Source organism: Achromobacter sp. B7 (assembly GCF_003600685.1).
GTDB classification, from domain to species: domain Bacteria; phylum Pseudomonadota; class Gammaproteobacteria; order Burkholderiales; family Burkholderiaceae_B; genus Achromobacter; species Achromobacter spanius_B.
Genome location: NZ_CP032084.1, coordinates 943,556 through 962,160 on the forward strand (window position 1 = coordinate 943,556; position 18,605 = coordinate 962,160).

Consider the following 18,605-nt stretch of genomic DNA (forward strand, 5'->3'; position numbering starts at 1 on the left):
GAATCTGTGGCGTTCTTAGGACTTCTTCGAATTTCCGGGTTGAAGGTCTACGCCGTTCCATGTGCCGTCCCAGGACGGCGCATTGGTCTTATCTGGGGACGTTCTTGTCGGAAACCAAGGTCGCGGGCGCTGCCGCGTTCGGGAAATTCATGGCCGTGCTGCAAGCCGTTGCCGATGCGCCGGAGCCGCCCACGGCCGCCGCGCTGGCGCGCGTTTGCGGCTATCCCCGCCCCACCGTCTACCGTATCGTGGCGGCCCTGGCCGAGCAGGGCATGGTGGCCGAAACGGGCGGCGCCTATCGGCTGGGCACGCGGCTGATATCGCTGGCCAGCCGGGCGTGGTCGCGGTTCGACCTGCGCGCCGCCCTGGCGCCCGACCTGCAAGCCCTGCGCGATGCCACCGGCGAAACGGTCCATCTGGCCGTGCCGGCGGGCCACGAAATGATCTATATCGACAAACTGGAAAGCCCCGGGCCCGTCCGCATGGTGTCGCGCGTGGGCGCGTCCGTGGCGCTGCATTCCAGCGCGGTGGGCAAGGCCTATCTTGCCGCGCTGGACGAGGCGGCTCGCGAACAGCTGCTGCGCGGGCTGCCCCTGCCGGCGCGCATGCCGGGCACCGTCACCAGCTTGCCGGCGCTGCGCGCCGTGCTGGACGAAGCCCGAGGCCGGGGCTACGCCATGGACGACGAAGAAAATGAAGCCGGTATCGTCTGCTATGGCGTGGCGCTGTGCGACGCGGCCGGCCGGCCGGTGGCGGGCGTCAGCGTCAGCACGCTGCTGTTCCGGCGCCAGGACGATCCCCAAACCGCTTATATCGACCCCTTGCTGCGGCTGCGCGATGCCGCCGTGGCCAAACTTGCCGTGTTGCCGGTGTCCACCGGCGGCGCCTGACCGTCAGCCTCAGAGGAATTCCATGACCGCATCCGCTCCCCTCGCGTCCAAGCTATCCGCCTTGCTGGCGGCCCGGGTCGTGCCCGTGCTGCGCTATACCGACGCCGCCACCGCCGCCTATGCCGCCGAAGTGGCGGTGGCGGCCGGTTGCCGCACCCTGGAATTGACCTGGACGATTCCCGGCGTGACCGACCTGGTTCGCGCGCTGCGCGACAAGCACGGCCCCAGCCTGCTGCTGGGCGTGGGCACCGTGCTGGACGAAACCCAGGCGCGCGAAGCGCTGGTGGCCGGCGCCGATTTCCTGGTGTCGCCGGGCCTGGCCACCGATATCGTCGACATGGCCCATGCCGCCGACGCCCTGTGCCTGTTGGGCGCCTTTACCCCCACCGAAGTACTGGCCGCGCGGCGCGCGGGCGTGGATGTGGTGAAGGTTTTTCCGGCGGATACGGGCGGCCCCAAGCACCTGGCCGCCCTGAAATCCGTGTTTCCCGACACCATCTTCTGCCCCACGGGCGGCGTCACGCAGGAAAACATGGGCACGTATTTCGCGGCCGGGGCCGGCTTGGTCGGCATCGGCAGCAACCTTTATGACAAGGCCGCCTTCGCCGCGCGCGATACGGCGGCTCTGGTCGCGCAGATCACTCGCACCCTGGAGGCGTCCCATGGCTGACGTGGACTTCGACATCGTCGCGCTGGGCGAGCCGCTGATCGAATTGAACCAGACGCACAAGGGCCAGCTTCAATACCTGCAAGGCTTTGGGGGCGATACCTCCAACGCAGCCATCGCGGCGGCCCGGCAAGGCGCGCGCTGCGCCTATCTGACCCGGGTGGGCAACGACGCCTTCGGCGCGCAGTTCCTGGACCTCTGGCAGGCAGAAGGCGTGGACACGTCCGGCGTGCAGCGCGACGATGACGCCCACACGGGCCTGTATTTCGTGCAGCACGGGCCCGACGGCCATGCGTTCAGCTACCTGCGCCGGGGCTCGGCCGCCAGCCTGATGACGCCGGCCCTGCTGGACAGCGGGCTGATCGAACGCAGCCGCTTCCTGCATGTGTCGGGCATCAGCATGGCAATCAGCACCAGCGCCTGCGACACGGTGTTTGCCGCCATGCAGCGGGCCAGGGCGGCTGGCACCCAGATCAGCCTGGATTCCAACTTGCGCCTGCGCCTGTGGCCCGTGGACCGCGCCCGCGCCATCCTGCGCGAAACGATGCGGCAGGCCGATCTGTTCTTGCCCAGCATGGACGACATGCAGCACCTGACCGGCAATGACGACCCCGAACGCACGCTGGACTGGATCCGCGACGGCGGCGCGGCAGGCGTGGTCGTGCTGAAACTGGGCAAGGACGGTTCCATCATCGACGACGGCAAGACCCGCACGCCGATGGCCGCCCTGCGCGTGGACGCCGTGGACGCCACGGGGGCGGGCGACTGCTTTGCCGGCAGCCTGCTGGCCCGGCGCTGCCAGGGCGACAGCTGGGAAGAGGCCGTGCGCTATGCCAACGCGGCGGCGGCGCTGTCCACCCTGGGCTATGGCGCGGTGGACCCGCTGCCGCGTGCCGAACAGGTTCGGGAACGCCTGGCGTTGCTGGCGGGGCAGGGCGCCGCGGGGTCGAAGTAGCCCTGGGGCGAGGGATCGCGGGAGCGCGGGCGGAGGCGGTCGATGCCGCCTGGATCAATTCAGGGACGGGTCCCCTCCGCGCCGCCATGCGCCCCAAATACCCGCCATTGGCGTCGGCGGGAAATTTCAGGCTAAAATGCCAAGTTATCCGAATTTTTTCCGCCAGCCTGATATCCGGTTGTGCGGTGACTTTTTTCCGCAAATTCAACAGGAGAATCAACATGGCTGAACGCAAACGCGTGCGTCGTAACACCCTGGAACGCCGTTGCCTGGGCAAGGCCTTCAAGCGCTTGTTCGTCAAGTCGCCCAAGGGTGTTTTCAAGATGCTGGAAAAGATCAAGCGCGTCTAATCGACGTTCTGGATCTGAAAAATCCCCGCAGGGCTTCGTGCCTTGCGGGGATTTTTTTATGCAGGGGCCGGGCCAAGCTTGGGCTTGATGAAATCCATGAACGCGCGCGTCTTGGCCGGTTGGATGCTTGACGGGTACACCGCGTAGATCGAGATCGGGTCCACTGACCAGCCCGGCAGCACGCGGCGCAGCGAGTTGCGCTTGATGATCGGGTCCAGCGCCAGGCAGTTGGGCATGCGGGTGATGGCCAGGTCCAGGCCGGCAAGCGTGCCCGCGATGCTCATGTTGTTGGCCGCCAGATGGCCGCTGACCGGCACCACTTCGCTGACCGTGCCGTCGTGCAGCGTCCAGTGCGAATGCGCGTCGTCGATCGTGGTTCGCAGGCACTGGTGTTGCGTCAATTCGCCCGGTGTCCGGGGTTCGCCATGGCGTTGCAGGTAGCGCTCGGACGCATACAGGTAGTTGTCCAGGGACACCAGCTCCTGCACCACGGCGCCAACCGGGCGGCCGGCGTCGCCGCCATTGCCGTTACCGTTCCCGTTGCCATGGCCGACGTCCAGCGTCGTCGGCGAAATATCCCCATCGCGGCCAAATCGCAGCACCACGTCAAACGGCGTGCCTTGCGCGTCGGACGCCGTCATCATGCTCAGGTCAAACTCGCATTCGACGTCGGGGTACTGGTCGGTGAAGTCCTTGATGGTTTCGGGCAGCAGCCACATCGCCAGGCTGTACGGCATCGACACCCGCAGGTTGCCCGACGGGCCGCCGGACAGCGACAGCAACTGCTCGTGCGCCAGCCGGGCCTCGTCGATCAGGCCCTGGCAGCGGCGCATGTAGGCGGCGCCCGCTTCGGTCAGGTCCAGCCGCCGGGTGTTGCGGTTGATCAGCCGCAGGCCGATCGCGCGTTCCAGTTCGTTGATACGCCGCGACAGCGTGGACGTAGGCATGTCCAGCGCGCGCGCGGCCATGCTGAAGCTCTTGCGCTTGGCGACCTCTACAAACAAGGCAATGTCATTGAGCTGGACGGTCGAAGCTTCCATAGGCGTTCCGGATTTGGCCGCACGAGTTTACGCCACTCGCGCACGGCAGCGCTTGGTCAAAAGATCGCGATAAATTCGCCAACGCCGCGCCACAGCCGCGCGATATTGCCTAAAAATCGCATGGGTTGACAGATTTGATTGCAAATTTGAATGCCGTGGCATCGGTTCACGTTGGCATATCCCCTACACTTCAGGCGAAAACAGACAGACCAAGACCGCAGCGGTGGCACGGAGATCGCAAAGGGGCATAGCAGGCATGACCGATACACCAACGTTTTTCACCGTTCTAACGCCCACCTACAACCGGGCGGGTACGCTGCACCGGGTGTACGAATCGCTTTCCCGGCAGACATTCAGGGACTTCGAATGGGTCGTGGTGGACGACGGCTCCACCGACAACACCCACGAATCCATCCTGGACTGGCAGACGCGCGCGGATTTTCCCATCCGATACATCTGGCAGAACAACCAGCACAAGAAAACCGCCTTCAATCGGGGCGTGCGCGAAGCCAACGGCCAGATGATCGTCGGCCTGGACAGCGACGACGAAATGCCGTCCGACGCGCTGGCCATCTTCAAGGAAGCCTGGGAGGCCATCCCGCCCGCGCGCCGCGATTCCTATGTGGCCGTGACCGGGCTGTGCGCGCGGCCCGACGGCAGCATCGTCGGCGACCGCTATCCGCAAGACGTGTTCGACAGCACCGCCGTGGACGTGTACTTCCGCTATCGCATCAAGGGCGAGAAGTTCGGCTGTATGCGCACCGACATCCTGCGCAAATATCCTTTTCCGGAAGACGTGGCCGGCTTCGTGCCGGAAAGCCTGGTGTGGTGGGCGATTGCGCGCGCGGGCTATCTCAGCCGCTTCATCAACCGCGTGGTGCGCACGTACCACGACACCCCGGGCGGCTTGTCCCAAGGCGCGGTGTCGGTCAGCAACAACGCCCAAGGCCTGTACCTGCTGGCCTGGGACATGCTGCAACATCACCTGGAATTCTTCCGCTACCGCCCGCGCGAATTCATCATGGCGGCCGCGCGCTACACGCGCTTTCGGCTGCACCTGAAGCATTCGGGCGTGCCCACGGCAGTGGGCGCCTATCGGCTGACCAACCCCATGGCAACCTTCATGGTGGCGGCGATGTGGCCGGTGGGCTATGCGCTGTACCGGCGGGATCGGCGGCGCGGCGTGGCCTAGACCGCCGTGGGGGCGGCGGGCACGGCAGGCGCGGACGCGCCATGCCCCAGCCCCAGATACACCTCGACCACGCGCGGGTCCACCGCGACCTCGGCGGCAGGCCCTTCCAGCGTGACGGCGCCCGTTTCCAGCACGTAGGCGTAGTCGGCCACTTGTAGCGCCGCGCGGGCGTTCTGTTCGATCAGCAGGATCGACACGCCCATCTCGCGCAGCCGCGCCACAATCTTGAACACTTCACGCACGATGCGCGGCGCCAGCCCCAGGCTGGGTTCGTCCAGCATCAGCAGGCGCGGCTTGGCCATCAACGCGCGTCCCACGGCCAGCATCTGGCGTTCACCACCCGACAGCGTGCCGGCCAGTTGCGCATGGCGTTCCTTCAGGCGCGGGAACAGCTCGTAAACTTCCGCCAGCGTTTTGTCCTGGTCGCGCAAGCCCGTGCGAAAACGGTGGAAGCCGCCCAGCATCAGGTTGTCGTGCACCGTCATTTCAGAAAACAGCTCGCGCTTTTCGGGCACCAGGTTCATCCCGGCCGCCACCATTTCCTCGATCTCGGCATGCTCCTGCGGTTTCCCGCCGAACACAATCTGGCCCGTGGAGGGCAGCACGCCCATGATGGCCGACAGCAAGGTGGTCTTGCCCGCGCCGTTGGGGCCGATCACGGTCACGATCTGGCCTTCGCCCACCGTCAGGCTCATGCCCGAGACCGCTTCGACCTTGTCGTACGCCACGCGCAAGTCGCGCACTTCCAGCAGATTCGTGCTCATCATTCCACTCCGCCCAGATAGGCCTCAAGCACCGCGGGGTTGTGCTGGATCTCGCCCGGCAAGCCCTCGGCGATTTTTTCGCCGAAGTCCATGACCACCACGCGATCCACCAAGCCCATCACGAAATCCATGTCGTGCTCGACCAGCAAGATGGCCATGCCTTCCGAACGCAGCTTCTTCAGCAGCTCGGCCAGCTCGCATTTTTCCTGATAGCGCAGCCCCGCCGCCGGCTCGTCCAGCAGCAGGAGGCAAGGGTCCGACGCCAGCGCCCGCGCGATTTCCAGAATGCGCTGTTGCCCCAAGGCCAGCGAACCGGCTTCGTCGTGCAGGTGCTTGCCCAGCCCCACGCGTTCGACCTGCCGCGCGGCCTCGGCCAACAGGCGCGCTTCCTCGGCCCGGTCCAGGCGCCAGGCGGCCGGCAGCACGCCACGATGGCCGCGCAGGTGCGCGCCGATCGCTACGTTTTCCAGCACGCTCATGCGGCCCAACAGGCGCACATGCTGGAACGTGCGAGACAAACCCAGGCGCGCGATCTTGCGCGCACCGGCGCCCGCCACCGATTGCCCCAGCAGCGTGACCTGGCCCGAGGTGGGCGTGTCCACGCCCGAAATCTGGTTGAACATCGTGCTCTTGCCCGCGCCGTTGGGGCCGATCAACGCCAGGATCTCACCGGCGCGTATCTCCAGGTTCATGGCGTTGTTGGCGACCAGGCCGCCGAACTTGCGCGTCACGTCCACCGCTTTCAACACCACCTCGCCGCGCGCCGGCATGGGCTTGCGCGGCAGGGGCTCGGCGTTCATGTCCACGCGGCGCACTGCTTTCTTCACGCGGATCCAGCGCGTCAGCACCGGCCACAGGCCGCTGCGGGCGCGGTGCAGCAACAGCACCATGCCGAAGCCGAACACGATGACTTCAAAGTTGCCCGTCTGCCCCAGCACCTTGGGCAACCAGTCTTGCAACCATTGCTTGGCCACCGTAAACACGCCGGCGCCCACCAGCGCGCCCCAGACCTGGCCCGCGCCGCCGATCACCGTCATGAACAGGTATTCGATACCCATTTGCAGGCCGAACGGATTCGGGTTCACAAAGCGCTGCATGTGCGCGTACAGCCAGCCGGACGCGCAGGCCTGCAACGCCGCGATGATGAAGATCACCATGCGCGAGCGCGCCGTGTTCACGCCCATGGATTCGGCCATCACGCGGCCGCCCTTGAGCGCGCGGATGGCGCGGCCTTCGCGCGAATCCAGCAGGTTCTGCGTGGACCAGACGGCCACCATCAGAAACGCCCAGATCAGGTAATAGATGCTGCCGCCCTGGTTCAGCGTCCAGCCGAACAGGTTGATGGCCGGGATGTCAGGGATGCCGGTATGGCCGCCCAACCCTTCCACCGAGCCGAACGCAAAGTACAGCGACAGGCCCCAGGCGATGGTGCCCAGCGGCAGAAAGTGGCCCGACAGCTTCAGCGTGATCGCGCCTAGCAGGTAGGCGATGACCAGCGTCAGCAACAAGCCGGCCAGCAGCGTCAACCAGGGCGATGCGCCCAGCCAGGCCAGCCACGACGGCAGCGTGTCGGCGCGGGTAGTCAGCAGCGCCGTGGTGTAGGCGCCCACGCCCACGAAGGCCGCCTGGCCGAAGCTGGTCAGGCCGCCCACGCCGGTCAGCAGCACCAGGCCCAGCGCCACCAGCGCGTACAGGCCGATGTAGTTCAGCAGCGTGATATAGAACGGCGGCAGGGCCAGCGGCCCCAGCGCCAGCAGCGCCAGAAACGCGACGAGGATGATGCGGGGGTTCATTCGTCTTCTTCCTCGACGTGATGGCTTTTCAACGAGCGCCAGAGCAGCACGGGAATGATCAGCGTGAACACGATGATTTCCTTGTACGCGCTGGCCCAGAACGACGAGAACGCTTCGATCAGCCCGACCAGCACCGCGCCGGCCGCCGCCAAGGGGTAGCTGACCAGGCCGCCGATGATGGCGCCCACGAAGCCCTTCAGGCTGACCATGAAGCCCGAATCGAAATACATGGTGGTGATGGGGGCGATGAGTATGCCCGACACCGTGCCGATCAACGCGGCAAGAAAAAACGTGGCGCGCCCGGCGAAGATGGGCGAAATGCCCATCAGCCGCGCGCCCAGCCGGTTGAACGCCGCGGCGCGCAGCGCCTTGCCGTACATCGACCGTTCAAAGAACTGGTACAGCACCACGATCAGCACCGCCGACACCGCCACCACCCAAAGCGCCTGGCTATTGACGTTGATGGGACCCAGCGCCAGGCTGGCGTCGGAAAAAGGCGCGGTGCGCGCGCCCTCGGCGCCGAACGCCAACAAGCCCAGGCCCACCAGCGCCAGGTGCACGGCAATGGACACGATCAGCAGCACCAGCGTGGACGCCGAGGCAATCGGCTGATAGAACAGCCGATACAGCTGCGGCCCCATCGGCACCACCAGCAGCAGCGTCAACAACGCCTGCACGGCCATCGGCAGCTGCGCCAGCGGCAGTTGGTACAACAGCCCCGCCAGGATCAGCGGGTAGATCGCCTTGGCCGCGATGCGCCAAAGCCCGCGCGAGCGGCCCGGGCGCTTGGCCCGCGCCATCAGGTCGGCCACGGCTTCAGCCAGCGCGAAGGCCAGCAGCAGCCACACCAGCAGCACGGGCTTGCCGGCCTGGATGGCCGCCATGGTCAGCGCGCCGAAGGCGACGAACTCGCCCTGGGGGATGAACAGCACGCGGGTAACGGTAAAGACCAGCAGGATCGACAACGCCAACAACGCATAAATCGCGCCGTTGGTGATGCCGTCCTGCCCGAGTATCAAGGCGATCTGAGCATTCATGCGAAAAGGTCCAAGCCGTTACTTCACCAGCGTCCAGTTGCCGTCCTTGACGGTGATGAGCTCGCGGCCGCGATCATCGAAACCGCTGTGGTCGGCGGCGCTCATGTTGTAGACGCCTTGCGTGCCCACCAGCTCTTTGGTCTGTTCCAGCGCGTCGCGCAAGGCGCTGCGGAATTCCTTGGTGCCCGGCTTGCCGGCCTTCTCGGCAATCGGCACGGCCTTTTCCAGCAGCAGCCCGGCGTCGTAGACGTTGGCGCCGAAGGTGGCGGGCTTGGAACCGTTCAGCTTTTCGTACGCGGCGATGTAGTCGGTGGCGACTTTCTTGGACGGGTTGCTGTCCGGCATTTCCGGCAGCACCAGCATCAGGCTGGCGGCCAGCACCGTGCCTTCAACCTTCTTGCCGCCCAGTTTCAGGAAGTCGGGCAGCGCCGCGCCGTGGGTCTGGTAGAACTTGCCCTTGTAGCCCTGATCGAACAGCGTCGTCTGCGGCAGCACGCTGGCGGCGCCGGGGGCGGCCACCAGCACGGCGTCCGGCTTGGCGGCCAGGATCTTCAAGGCTTGGCCCGTGACCGAGCTGTCAAAGCGCAGATAGCGCTCGTTGGCAATGATCTTGATGCCTTTCTCGGTCGCCAGGCCCGAGAAAACCTTGTACCAATTCTCGCCATACGGATCGTTCAGGCCGATGAAGCCCACCGTCTTGATGCCGGTCTTGGCCATGTGGTCGACCAGCGCGCGCGCGATGATGTCGTCGTTCTGCGTGGTCTTGAACACCCACTTCTTCTGCTCGTTCATGGGCAGCACCACGGCCGCCGTGCCCACCGGCGCCAGCATCGGCACGCCGGCCTCGGCGGCGAACTGGATCACGCCCATGGCGTTGGGCGAACCCGACGGGCCGATCAACGCGTCCACGTTCTGTTCCGAAATCAGCTTCTTGAACGCCGTCACCGAGTTGGTGGAATCGCTGGCGTCGTCCAGCGAGACATATTCCACGGTCAGGTCGCCGATTTTCTTGGGCAGCAGCGGCACGGTGTTCTTCTGCGGAATGCCGACCAGTGCGGTCGGGCCGGTGGAAGACGTGACGACGCCCACTTTCATTTGCGCCAACGCGGGCAGGGCGAACAGGGCGGCAACGGCGGCGGCCGCGGCCAGGGGGAGTTTCTTCGACAGCATGGCAAAACCTCCGGATAGGGAGCAGGGTGGGGGTGCAGCTGAAAAGCGGAGAAAACGGGAACAGCGAAAATCTTGGGAACCGCGAGAATTACTTGTTGCTTAAAATTTCTAACCTGCAAGGATCAGCACTGTAGACGGGCTCTTGGTGCTTACCTATCCGTCAAAACCCGAAGCATGCATGGCGCAACGTCCACTAGATGGTGATGGAACTGACGCTGGCGCCGCCGCAGACGAACAGCGTCTGGCCGGTTACGAAGCTGTTGGCGGGGTCGGCAAAGAACATCACCGCGCGCGCCACGTCGTCGGAGCGGCCCAGGCGCTTGACCGGAATGCCGTTGGCCAGCTGCTTTTCCCGTTCGCTGCCGGGTTCGATCACTTCGTAGAACATGTCCGTCTGGATCGGGCCGGGGGCCACCACGTTGACCGTGATGCCATGGGGCGCCAGCTCCAGCGACCAGGTGCGCGCCATGCCCACCATGCCGGCCTTGGTGGCCGAATAGGCGGTGCGCGTGGGCAGGCCCAATGCGCCGCGCGACGACATCATCACGATGCGGCCGAAATGGCGTTCCTGCATGCCGGGCAGCGCCGCCTGCACCAGGCTGATCGCGGCGCCCAGGTGAATCTGCGTCAGGCCGTGCAGTTCTTCCTGCGTTACCTGGGGCAGCAGGTTGGGCCAGATCACGCCCGCGTTGTGGATAACGTGGCTGATCGGAAAGCGGGACGCGGCCTCCTGGCCGGCCTGCGCGGTGGCGTCCGCATCCAGCAGGTCCACCTGCATGTTGTGCAGGCGCGGGTGGGTAAAGTCCGCCGCGCGGCGCGCCATTGAAATCACTTCATAGCCGGCGTCCAGCATGCTGCGGCAGATCTCGGCGCCTATGCCGGCGCTGCCGCCGGTGACCAGCGCTACGTGTTGTTGTGTCATGCGTGTCCTTGGTTGGGTTGCCGTATAGGCCGGGTCCGGCGGGGCTCAGGCGCGGGGCGCCAGCGCCAGCACGCGCAGCGGGCTGCCCGAGCCGCTGCGGATCTTCAGCGGGGCCGAGAAAATCACGGCGCCGGTGGGCGGCAACTGGTCCAGGTTGGTCAGGCACTGCAAGCCGTAGCGGTTATTGCCGTGCATGTAGTAGTGGCAGGGGTAGGGCGGGTTCAAGTGATGAGCCTGGCCGGCGTCGGTGCCCACCGATTCCGTGCCGAAGCCGTGCACATCGCGTTCCTTGATCAGCCACGGCACCACGTCGGCGTCCGGGCCGGGCGAATGCGCGCCGTCTTCCTGCATGTTCAGGTATTCAACGGGCTTGGCGCGCTTGGACCAATCGGTGCGCATCAGCACCCACGACCGCGCGGGGATGCGGCCGTGCTTTTCCTCCCAGGCCTTGACGAAGTCGATGGTCAGCAGAAAGTCGGGGTTGTCGCGGGCCTCGGCGGAACAGTCGATCACGCACGCGCTGGCGATGAAGGCGTCGATGGGAATCGTGTCGACTGTGTTGTCGGGCTGATCCTTGCCCGATACCCAGTGGGCGGGCGCGTCGAAGTGCGTGCCGGTGTGCTCGGAACACGAAAAATTGTTCCAGTACCAAGCCGGGCCGCGCTCGTCATAGCGCGAGATTTCTTCCATGCGGAACGGCCACGCCTGGCCGAATTCCGGCGGCAGGACGATGGTGGGAAATTCCGGCGTCAGCGTCTCGGTCAAGTCCACCAGGCCGATGCGGCCGGTGACAAGTTCCGTCATGAATTGGGCAAGAATGTTCTGGCTCATGCTGCGGCTCCTGGGGGTGGGCGCGTCGCTTGCGCGATGCGCCGGAGGGAATCGGGGATGTTGTCTTGGGCAGTGGCGTGGCGGGCGCGGTCAGGCGCCCAGCTCGCGTTCCAGCCCCTTGGGGTTGTCGGCCAGGCGTGCGCGGAATTCCTGCGCCACGTCGCCCACATACACGTCTTCCACGCCGTCCTTCAGCGCGCGCACGATGGCGGCGGCGATGGCGGCGGGGGCCACGCGCGGCGGCGGCGTGCGCTGTTCCCATTCGTGGTCGACGGGGCCGGGAAACACGTTCACCACGCGCACGCCGACGCCGCGCATTTCCGCGCGCAGGCATTGCGTCAGCGACAAGGCGGCGGCCTTCGATGCCGACCACATGCCGCGCGACGGCAGGTTCATGTGCGCGTAGATGGACAGCACGTTGACCCAGGCGGTGGCGTTGTTGACGCCGTCGGCGGCGCGGCCGCACAGGGCAGGGCCGAAGCTCTGCGCCAGGCGCATCAGCCCCAGCACGTTCACGTCCATGGCGTCGCGCGCCGTGTTGACGTCCTTGCGATGGAGCAGGCCGCCTTCGCGTTCCAGATCGGCCGTGTTCACCAGGATTTCCACCTTGCCGCCGATGGACGCCGCCAGGCGGTCGACGGAATCGGAATCCGTCACGTCCAGGGCAACCGACTGCACGCGCGGGTCGGCAACCAGCGCGTCAAAGGCCGCGTCGCGCTTCCAGGCCTGCGCATCGCCCAGGAACACCGTGGGGCAGCCCGCGTCCAGCAAGGCCCGCGCCACGGCCTGGCCCACCGCCGACTTGCCGTCGGTGACCAGCGCGCGGCGGAACTTCGGGTCGCACGAGGTTTCGCGCAGCGTCTTGTCGTCTTCCATGTTGGGCGTATTCCTTTCAGGCAGGGCGATCATCACGGCTTGGCCGCTGCGGTCCAGCTTCAGCGCCAGCCGCACGCGGGCGCCGTCGGCGCAGTCCTGGTGCACGTGGGCCACGACCGACGGGCCGGCGTCCATCACCACCGTGCCCACGCGCCACGGCAGGCGTTCGCGGAAATACAGGTCGTTGCTGTGATGCAGCGTGGTGCTGACCAGCAACGTGCCGTTGGGGTCGGCAGGACGCCAGGGCAGGTGTTCGGACAGGCAGTGGCCGCACACTTCGCGCGGCGGATACTGCACCGCGCCGCAATCGGCGCAGGTCTGCAAATCGAAGCGGCCTTCGGCGGCGGCGGCCGTCAGGCCCAGCGCCGCGCGGCTGCGCGAGCCGGGCGGCAAGGTGGGCTGGCGGGTGCGCGCAACCGGATTCTTCCGGGGCGGCTTGGCTAGCGGCTCGGTCATGCGTCGCTCCTTGCCAGGATGGCCGCGGCGGTGCACAGGCCGCGGTCGTAATTGATCATGCCGAAACCGCTGACCATGCCAACGCGCGCGTCGGCCACTTGCGTGCCGCCCGCCGTGCCGGTCAATTGGCGCAGCGCTTCGACCATGCCCAGGTAGCCGCCCGCCGCGCCCGCCTGACCCACCGACAGCTGGCCGCCGTTGGTGTTGAAGGGGAAGCTGCCGTCCACGGTGAAGGTGTGGGCGCGGACGAATTCCGGCGCGTCGCCCTTGTTGCAAAAGCCCAGGTCTTCGATCTGCATCAGGTTGATGACGGGGTAGTCGTCATAGGCTTGCAGGAAGTCCATGTCGGCCGGCGTGGCGTTGGCCTGGCCGTACAGTTCGTCCACGTCCATGGTCCAGCCACCGCGCGTCTGGATGGGGTCTTCGATCCAGGCGTTGTGGCGTTCGATGGTGGACAGGATGCGGGCATAGGGCAGGTTCAAGGCGCGGGCCTGGTCTTCATGCATGACGAGGAAGGCGTCGGCGCCCGCGCAGGGCATCACGCAGTCGAACAGATGGATGGGGTCGGTAATGACGCGCGCGTCCAGATACTGTTGCAGGCTCAGCGGCTTTTTCATCAGCGCGTGCGGGTAGCGCAAGGCGTTGTCGCGCTGCGCCACGCACAGCTTGCCGAAATCCTCGCGCGTGGCGCCGGTGGTGCGCATGTAATGCGCCGTCAGCAGCGCGAAGCTGGCGTTGGGGCCGCCCGCGCCATAGGGGTAGACGGCGTCTTGCGCAAAGCGCGAGAACTGGCTGACGGTATTGCGAAACGAGTCCACGTGGTTGGTGTCGCCCGCGATGCAGGCGACGATGTTCGCGTCGCCCGCCTGCACCGCGCGGGCCGCGCGGCGCAAGGCGGCCACGCCGCTGGCGCCGCCCATGGGGATGTGGTCCAGCCAGCGCGGGCTCATGCCCAGGTGCTGGACCAGGCCGACGGCGGTGTCCGGCGCCAGCGTGAAGCTGGACACGCACAGGCCGTCCACGTCCTGCTTGGCCACGCCGGATTGCCGGATCAGCGCGCCCAGCGCGCGGCCCAGCCACCAGTGGGCGGCATGCGTGGAATAACGTTCGTACGGGATGGTGACGGGCAGGGCCGCCACGATGCCGTCATAGCCCAGGCGGCTCATTGGGCAGACTCCTGGCGGTCGGGCGCCTGCCGCTTTTTCATGGCGTTGGTGTCGATGCAGCGCGCCGTGCCGGGCAAGGTCGGCGCCAGCGTTTTCATTTCGCCGCGCTGGATCTTGTTGGTGGTGGTCAGCGGCAGGCTGTCCACAAAGGCCACATAGCCGGGCGCTTTGTAATAGGCCAGCTGTTGCAGGCACCACTGCACGATATCGCGCGCGGCATCGGCCATGGCGGCGTCGTCGGCGGGCAGGGTGTCGGCCACAACGCAGGCCAGCACTTCGTCGCCGCGCACCGGGTCGGGCACGGCGGCCACGGCCACCGCCTTGACCAGCGGATGCTGCATCAGCACGCTTTCCACTTCCACGGCCGAGATGTTTTCGCCGCTGCGGCGGATCACGTTTTTCTTGCGATCCACGAAGCGCAGCGCGCCGTCGGCTTCGCGGCGCACGATGTCGCCCGTATGGAACCAGCCGTCTTGCCAGGCCTCGTCGGTGGCGGCCTCGTCTTTCAGGTAGCCGGCGAAGAAGCCGTAGCGCGGGTCGTCGCCGGCGTGCCGCACCAGCAGTTCGCCGTGTTCGCCCACGGCGGCGGGCTGGCCCGCGTCCGTCACGATGCGCACCTGCACGTCGTCTTCTTCGCGGCCAAAGCTGCTGGTGCCGACGTGGCGCGGTTCGTGGTTGGCGATGATGACGGCGCCCGCGCCGGTTTCGGTCATGGCCCAGGCTTCCAGCAAGGGAAAGCCGAAGCGCGCTTCAAACGGCGCATGCAGCTTGCGGTCCACGCCCGCGCCAAAGCCGAAGCGGATGGCGGGTTGCAGGTCGCGGTCGGACGGCGGCGCCTTCATCAGTATTGCGGGCATCACGCCCAGGTAATGCAGCACGGTGGCGCCGGCGTCGCGCACGCTGTCCCACCACGTCTTGGGGTGGAAGCGGTCTAGCGGAATCAGGCATCCGCCGGTCAGCACCATGGCCATGGCGGAATACGCCATGGCGTTCATGTGCACCAGCGGCAGCGGCGTCAGCATGCGTTCCTGGCCGGGGCGCAGCGTTGCCAGCCCGCCGATGCGCGCATACCAGCCGCCCGCGTGCAGGAAATAGCGGTTGGGCAGGATGCAACCCTTGGGGCGGCCGGTCGTGCCGGACGTGTACAGCAGGGCGCATTCCGTCAGCTCGGTGGGCGCGGTGTCGGCCAGCGGGGCGGTGAAGGGCGCGGGCGGCGGTGCATCGTCGGGGCCCATCACGCGCAAGGGGCGGCCCGCGCGTTCGGCGGCGGCCAGCAAACCGGCGTGGCGGGTGGGCAGGGCAACGGCCAGGGCGATCTCGGAATGGCCGGTCAGGTATTCGAGTTCGGCCGCGCGCAGGTCCGGGTTGATCGGCACCACCGACACGCCCAGCGCGTTCAAGGCGAACCAATGCAGGAAGAAGGCGGGGCGATTTTCCAGCAGCAGCCCCACGCGGTGGCCGTGGCCGTAGCCGGCCGCCGCATAGGCGGCGCGCAGCGTTTCAATGGCGTCGGCCGCGCGGCCATACGACAGTTCGCCGGCGTCTATGCCATAGACCTGGGCCGTTTCCGGCAGGATGCACAGGAAGGGCTGCGCGCGGTAGCGCGAAGCGGTGTCGGCAAATGCCTGGTGGACGGTGGTGCTCACAAGCCGCTCCTACATGAACAGTTGGATGTTGCCGAAGGCGGCGTCGCAGTTGACCAGGTCAACGCGCTTCAAACGGATGCGCAGCGCGCCGTCCTGTTCCACCAGGTGGTGCGTGGCCCAGCCGGCGTACAGCGTCTGCAAGTCCTGGCGCGTTTCAACATAGTGAAAGGCGGTGCGCACCACATGGCGGCCTTCTTCAGGCGCGGCGTCGGGGTGGCCGTGTTCGACGGTGGGCGCTTGCAGCAGGTGATGGCAGCGGCTTTTAGGCTGCTGCGAAAATGTGCGCTGGCCCGCCAAGCGCTCCACGCGCACGCGCAGCAGCAGCTTGTCTTCGTACATCAGGGACGCGTGCAGCTTGGGGTCCGTCTGGCCGTGCGCCAGCGGCATCCAGTAGTAGCCGTCTTCGGTGTACAGGTTCAGCCAGTCTTCGAAGCGCAGCTCGTCCAGCAGGCGCGCTTCGGCGTAGACAAAGTCGATCAACTCGCGGTCGCTTGCGCTCATACCGACTCCGATCCGGTCATGTAGCGGCCCCATGCGCGGTATTGGTTGCGCATCTGCCATTCGTTGGTGCCGTTGGTGGTGACGTTCTTCTGGCCGGCTTCGTCGGGCGTATACAGCCGGCCCACATTGACCCAGTCGCGCGCGCGGGAATTCAGGCCGTCTTGGGCGCGTTCGTACATTTCCAGGTCGTCATGGCCGACAACGGAGGTGGGCGCGTTGATCAGCCGGTTGTACATCAGCGTGCGCTCCAGCAGCAGGTCGGGCGCGCCGACCAGGCGGAAGGTCCACGATTCCACCAGCGTGCGGTCGGCGGCAAGGGGCTTGAAGATGCGCAGCGTCTGGATCGGGCCCTTCACCATGATGTTGGGGAAGTACACGGTGTTGTGGCGCACGTCGCCCAGGATCTGTTTGGCGCGTTCCTCGCCGTAGGCGGCCACCATGGATTCCCAGTAGCCCGGCACGCCGGAGTACGACGCGTGGATCGAGTCCGACACGCCGGTGTGCCCGTGGCCGTTTTCCCAGACGCGGATGCCCATGTTTTCAAAGAACTCGTACGGCGAGATAAAGGGCGCGAACAGTTCCACCGCCATCGGCTTGGGCGTGCCTTCGGGCGCCTGCTCCCAGACTTTTACCGCCGTGCCCGCCGACGATTCGTGCGCCACCATCGGGTGGCAGGTATCGGTCTGGTTATCGACCAGCATCTTCCAGTTGCAGCGGTGCATGTAGCGCAGCACGCCACCGGCCACTTCCAGCCGGCCCTCGGGCGAGCGGTCCACCATGTTGTCCAGCGTGGACAAGGAATCGCCGAAGAAATCCTCGAACGACTGGCCTTCCGGATTCAGGCGGCAGAACACAAAGCCGCGATGGTTCTTGACGTCTTTGACGGCGGCCATGCCCTGGCTGGCTTCGCAGTTTTCCAGGCCGGTGTTCTCGTAGCCTTTCTTCAGGGGGATCGACAGCAGGCTGCCGTCCGTCTTGAACGTCCAGGCGTGGTACGGGCAGCGAAAGAACTTGCCGGTGTTGCCGCAGGCGTCGCCGGCCACCATCGTGCCTTTGTGCGGGCAGCGGTTGTGCAGCACGCGCACGGTCTTGTCGCTGTGGCGCACCATCACCACGGGCTGGTTGCCGACGGTGGTGGTGATGTAGTCGCCGTTGTTGGGCACCTGGCTGTCGTGGCCGACGTAGACCCAGGTGTTGGCGTACAGGCGTTCCATTTCCAGGTCGAATAGTTCCTGGTCGATGAACAGGTCCTTGTGCACTTCCGTGTCGCGCACCAGGGCGCGGATGGCGTCGGGGTTGTCGCGGTATTTGGCCATGGTCGCTTCCTTGTCGTCGGGCCGGCAGCGTTACAGGTCCAGCACCAGGCGGGCGGATTTCGCGCGCGAGATACAGATCTGGATGATCTTGCCGCTGGCCTTCTCGGTGTCCGAGAGGTAGTAGTCGCGATGATCGGGCTCGCCTTCCAGCACCGTTGCCTGGCACACGCCGCATTCGCCGCGCTTGCAGTCGTACATCGGGTCGCAGCCTTCTTCTTCCATGACGTCGACGATGGTCTTGTCGGCGGGAATGGTCAGCGTGCGGCCGGACTGGCGCAGCTCGACTTCAAAGGCCTGGTCGCCGGCTTGCGCGGCGGCGGTGACGAACAGTTCGAAGTGAACGTGGGCGTCGGGCCAGTGGCGGGCCCTGGCGCCGGCAATCACGGCATCGATCAAGCCCTTGGGGCCGCACACGTACAGGTGCTGGCGCGGGTTGGAGGCGGCCAGCAGCGCTTGCAGGTCGAAGCGGCAGGTTGGGTCGTCATCCGCGTGTACGGTCAGGTTGCCGCCCGCCAGCGCTTCGAGCTCGCCCAGGAAGGCCAGCTGATCCTTGCTGCGGCCACAGTAGTGCAGATGAAAGTCGCGCCCGGCGGCTTTGAGCGCGGCGGCCATGGACGCCACCGGCGTAATGCCGATGCCACCCGCGATCAGCACCACGGGTTCGTCGCCTGCCGGAGATTCATGCAGCGGAAAATCGTTCTTGGGGCCTTCCACGCTAAGCGTGTCGCCTTCGGCCAGCGCATGCATGTGGCGCGAGCCGCCCTGGCTGGTTTCTTCCAGCCGCACGCCCAGCCGGTATTCGGTGGGCTGCGCGAACTGGCCGGCGTCGGGCGTCAGCTGCACCAGCGAATAGCAGCGCGGTTCATGCACACCGGGCACGGTGACCTTCAGATGCGCGCCGGGGCCGAAGGCGGGCAGCGGCCCGGCATCTTCGCGCGCCAGCCGGAAGGAACGGATCAACGGCGATTCTTGCCGGACTTCCCGGACGATCAGTTTCAGTGTCTGCACGGCGTTTGTCTCTTTCGGTATTCCG

Annotated in this window: 18 protein-coding genes; 5 read left to right on the forward strand and 13 right to left on the reverse strand. The window is 66.3% G+C overall.

Annotated elements, in window-relative coordinates; all coding sequences use genetic code 11:
• The first annotated feature begins 104 nt into the window (after window positions 1–104).
• The 4 genes from DVB37_RS04210 to DVB37_RS28825 all read left to right on the forward strand — a co-directional run bounded on the left by DVB37_RS04210 (window position 105) and on the right by DVB37_RS28825 (window position 2,862).
• Window positions 105–890: an IclR family transcriptional regulator gene (locus DVB37_RS04210; RefSeq protein ID WP_120153967.1), complete on the forward strand. Its 786-nt coding sequence runs from the start codon at window positions 105–107 to the stop codon at window positions 888–890.
• Window positions 891–912: 22 nt separating this feature from the next.
• On the forward strand, window positions 913–1,560 hold the full coding sequence (locus DVB37_RS04215) for a bifunctional 4-hydroxy-2-oxoglutarate aldolase/2-dehydro-3-deoxy-phosphogluconate aldolase (protein ID WP_120153969.1): 648 nt from the start codon (window positions 913–915) through the stop codon (window positions 1,558–1,560).
• Window positions 1,553–2,512, forward strand: coding sequence for a sugar kinase (locus DVB37_RS04220; protein WP_046803522.1), 960 nt, complete (start codon window positions 1,553–1,555; stop codon window positions 2,510–2,512). The genes DVB37_RS04215 and DVB37_RS04220 overlap by 8 nt, the downstream gene beginning before the upstream one ends.
• A 221-nt stretch (window positions 2,513–2,733) precedes the next feature.
• Window positions 2,734–2,862, forward strand: coding sequence for a hypothetical protein (locus tag DVB37_RS28825; RefSeq protein ID WP_006226408.1), 129 nt, complete (start codon window positions 2,734–2,736; stop codon window positions 2,860–2,862).
• Between the two features lie 56 nt (window positions 2,863–2,918).
• On the opposite strand, the gene DVB37_RS04225 is transcribed toward DVB37_RS28825, so the two are convergent.
• Complete coding sequence (locus DVB37_RS04225) at window positions 2,919–3,902, reverse strand: LysR family transcriptional regulator (protein ID WP_120153971.1); 984 nt, start codon at window positions 3,900–3,902, stop codon at window positions 2,919–2,921.
• Window positions 3,903–4,158: 256 nt separating this feature from the next.
• On the opposite strand from DVB37_RS04225, the gene DVB37_RS04230 reads away from it, so the two are divergent.
• The gene (locus DVB37_RS04230) at window positions 4,159–5,094 is read left to right on the forward strand and encodes a glycosyltransferase family A protein (protein ID WP_120153973.1); all 936 of its coding nucleotides are present in this window, start codon (window positions 4,159–4,161) and stop codon (window positions 5,092–5,094) included.
• Here the strand turns inward: DVB37_RS04230 and DVB37_RS04235 are convergent.
• The 12 genes from DVB37_RS04235 to DVB37_RS04290 all read right to left on the reverse strand — a co-directional run bounded on the left by DVB37_RS04235 (window position 5,091) and on the right by DVB37_RS04290 (window position 18,580).
• Window positions 5,091–5,858, reverse strand: a complete 768-nt coding sequence (locus tag DVB37_RS04235; protein WP_120153975.1) for an ABC transporter ATP-binding protein — start codon at window positions 5,856–5,858, stop codon at window positions 5,091–5,093. The two genes, DVB37_RS04230 and DVB37_RS04235, sit on opposite strands and share 4 nt — an antisense overlap.
• Window positions 5,858–7,651 (reverse strand): ATP-binding cassette domain-containing protein, encoded by a 1,794-nt coding sequence (locus DVB37_RS04240; RefSeq protein ID WP_120153977.1) that lies wholly within the window; start codon window positions 7,649–7,651, stop codon window positions 5,858–5,860. Before DVB37_RS04240 ends, DVB37_RS04235 begins: the two co-directional genes overlap by 1 nt.
• Window positions 7,648–8,688 (reverse strand): branched-chain amino acid ABC transporter permease, encoded by a 1,041-nt coding sequence (locus DVB37_RS04245; protein ID WP_046803517.1) that lies wholly within the window; start codon window positions 8,686–8,688, stop codon window positions 7,648–7,650. Before DVB37_RS04245 ends, DVB37_RS04240 begins: the two co-directional genes overlap by 4 nt.
• Window positions 8,689–8,706: 18 nt before the next feature.
• On the reverse strand, window positions 8,707–9,858 hold the full coding sequence (locus DVB37_RS04250) for an ABC transporter substrate-binding protein (protein WP_046803516.1): 1,152 nt from the start codon (window positions 9,856–9,858) through the stop codon (window positions 8,707–8,709).
• Between the two features lie 193 nt (window positions 9,859–10,051).
• Window positions 10,052–10,780: an SDR family NAD(P)-dependent oxidoreductase gene (locus DVB37_RS04255; protein ID WP_046803515.1), complete on the reverse strand. Its 729-nt coding sequence runs from the start codon at window positions 10,778–10,780 to the stop codon at window positions 10,052–10,054.
• 45 nt (window positions 10,781–10,825) lie between these two features.
• Entirely contained in the window at window positions 10,826–11,611 is a 786-nt protein-coding gene (locus DVB37_RS04260) for a cyclase family protein (RefSeq protein ID WP_046803514.1), read from the reverse strand.
• A gap of 90 nt (window positions 11,612–11,701) precedes the next feature.
• Entirely contained in the window at window positions 11,702–12,943 is a 1,242-nt protein-coding gene (locus DVB37_RS04265; protein WP_120153979.1) for an SDR family NAD(P)-dependent oxidoreductase, read from the reverse strand.
• The gene (locus DVB37_RS04270; protein WP_120153981.1) at window positions 12,940–14,109 is read right to left on the reverse strand and encodes a thiolase family protein; all 1,170 of its coding nucleotides are present in this window, start codon (window positions 14,107–14,109) and stop codon (window positions 12,940–12,942) included. Before DVB37_RS04270 ends, DVB37_RS04265 begins: the two co-directional genes overlap by 4 nt.
• Window positions 14,106–15,755 (reverse strand): AMP-binding protein, encoded by a 1,650-nt coding sequence (locus DVB37_RS04275; RefSeq protein ID WP_120153983.1) that lies wholly within the window; start codon window positions 15,753–15,755, stop codon window positions 14,106–14,108. The genes DVB37_RS04270 and DVB37_RS04275 overlap by 4 nt, the downstream gene beginning before the upstream one ends.
• 9 nt (window positions 15,756–15,764) lie before the next feature.
• On the reverse strand, window positions 15,765–16,256 hold the full coding sequence (locus DVB37_RS04280) for an aromatic-ring-hydroxylating dioxygenase subunit beta (RefSeq protein WP_046803510.1): 492 nt from the start codon (window positions 16,254–16,256) through the stop codon (window positions 15,765–15,767).
• Window positions 16,253–17,572, reverse strand: a complete 1,320-nt coding sequence (locus tag DVB37_RS04285) for an aromatic ring-hydroxylating dioxygenase subunit alpha (protein ID WP_046803509.1) — start codon at window positions 17,570–17,572, stop codon at window positions 16,253–16,255. Before DVB37_RS04285 ends, DVB37_RS04280 begins: the two co-directional genes overlap by 4 nt.
• A 30-nt stretch (window positions 17,573–17,602) precedes the next feature.
• Entirely contained in the window at window positions 17,603–18,580 is a 978-nt protein-coding gene (locus DVB37_RS04290) for a PDR/VanB family oxidoreductase (RefSeq protein ID WP_120153985.1), read from the reverse strand.
• Window positions 18,581–18,605: the final 25 nt, after the last annotated feature.

Excerpts from the sequence above, each read along its gene's own strand:
- DVB37_RS04215 (WP_120153969.1), top strand. The coding sequence starts at position 913 with ATGACCGCATCCGCTCCCCTCGCGTCCAAGCTATCCGCCTTGCTGGCG.
- DVB37_RS04220 (WP_046803522.1), top strand. The coding sequence starts at position 1,553 with ATGGCTGACGTGGACTTCGACATCGTCGCGCTGGGCGAGCCGCTGATC.
- DVB37_RS28825 (WP_006226408.1), top strand. The coding sequence starts at position 2,734 with ATGGCTGAACGCAAACGCGTGCGTCGTAACACCCTGGAACGCCGTTGC.
- DVB37_RS04225 (WP_120153971.1), bottom strand. The coding sequence starts at position 3,902 with ATGGAAGCTTCGACCGTCCAGCTCAATGACATTGCCTTGTTTGTAGAG.
- DVB37_RS04230 (WP_120153973.1), top strand. The coding sequence starts at position 4,159 with ATGACCGATACACCAACGTTTTTCACCGTTCTAACGCCCACCTACAAC.
- DVB37_RS04235 (WP_120153975.1), bottom strand. The coding sequence starts at position 5,858 with ATGAGCACGAATCTGCTGGAAGTGCGCGACTTGCGCGTGGCGTACGAC.
- DVB37_RS04240 (WP_120153977.1), bottom strand. The coding sequence starts at position 7,651 with ATGAACCCCCGCATCATCCTCGTCGCGTTTCTGGCGCTGCTGGCGCTG.
- DVB37_RS04245 (WP_046803517.1), bottom strand. The coding sequence starts at position 8,688 with ATGAATGCTCAGATCGCCTTGATACTCGGGCAGGACGGCATCACCAAC.
- DVB37_RS04250 (WP_046803516.1), bottom strand. The coding sequence starts at position 9,858 with ATGCTGTCGAAGAAACTCCCCCTGGCCGCGGCCGCCGCCGTTGCCGCC.
- DVB37_RS04255 (WP_046803515.1), bottom strand. The coding sequence starts at position 10,780 with ATGACACAACAACACGTAGCGCTGGTCACCGGCGGCAGCGCCGGCATA.
- DVB37_RS04260 (WP_046803514.1), bottom strand. The coding sequence starts at position 11,611 with ATGAGCCAGAACATTCTTGCCCAATTCATGACGGAACTTGTCACCGGC.
- DVB37_RS04265 (WP_120153979.1), bottom strand. The coding sequence starts at position 12,943 with ATGACCGAGCCGCTAGCCAAGCCGCCCCGGAAGAATCCGGTTGCGCGC.
- DVB37_RS04270 (WP_120153981.1), bottom strand. The coding sequence starts at position 14,109 with ATGAGCCGCCTGGGCTATGACGGCATCGTGGCGGCCCTGCCCGTCACC.
- DVB37_RS04280 (WP_046803510.1), bottom strand. The coding sequence starts at position 16,256 with ATGAGCGCAAGCGACCGCGAGTTGATCGACTTTGTCTACGCCGAAGCG.
- DVB37_RS04285 (WP_046803509.1), bottom strand. The coding sequence starts at position 17,572 with ATGGCCAAATACCGCGACAACCCCGACGCCATCCGCGCCCTGGTGCGC.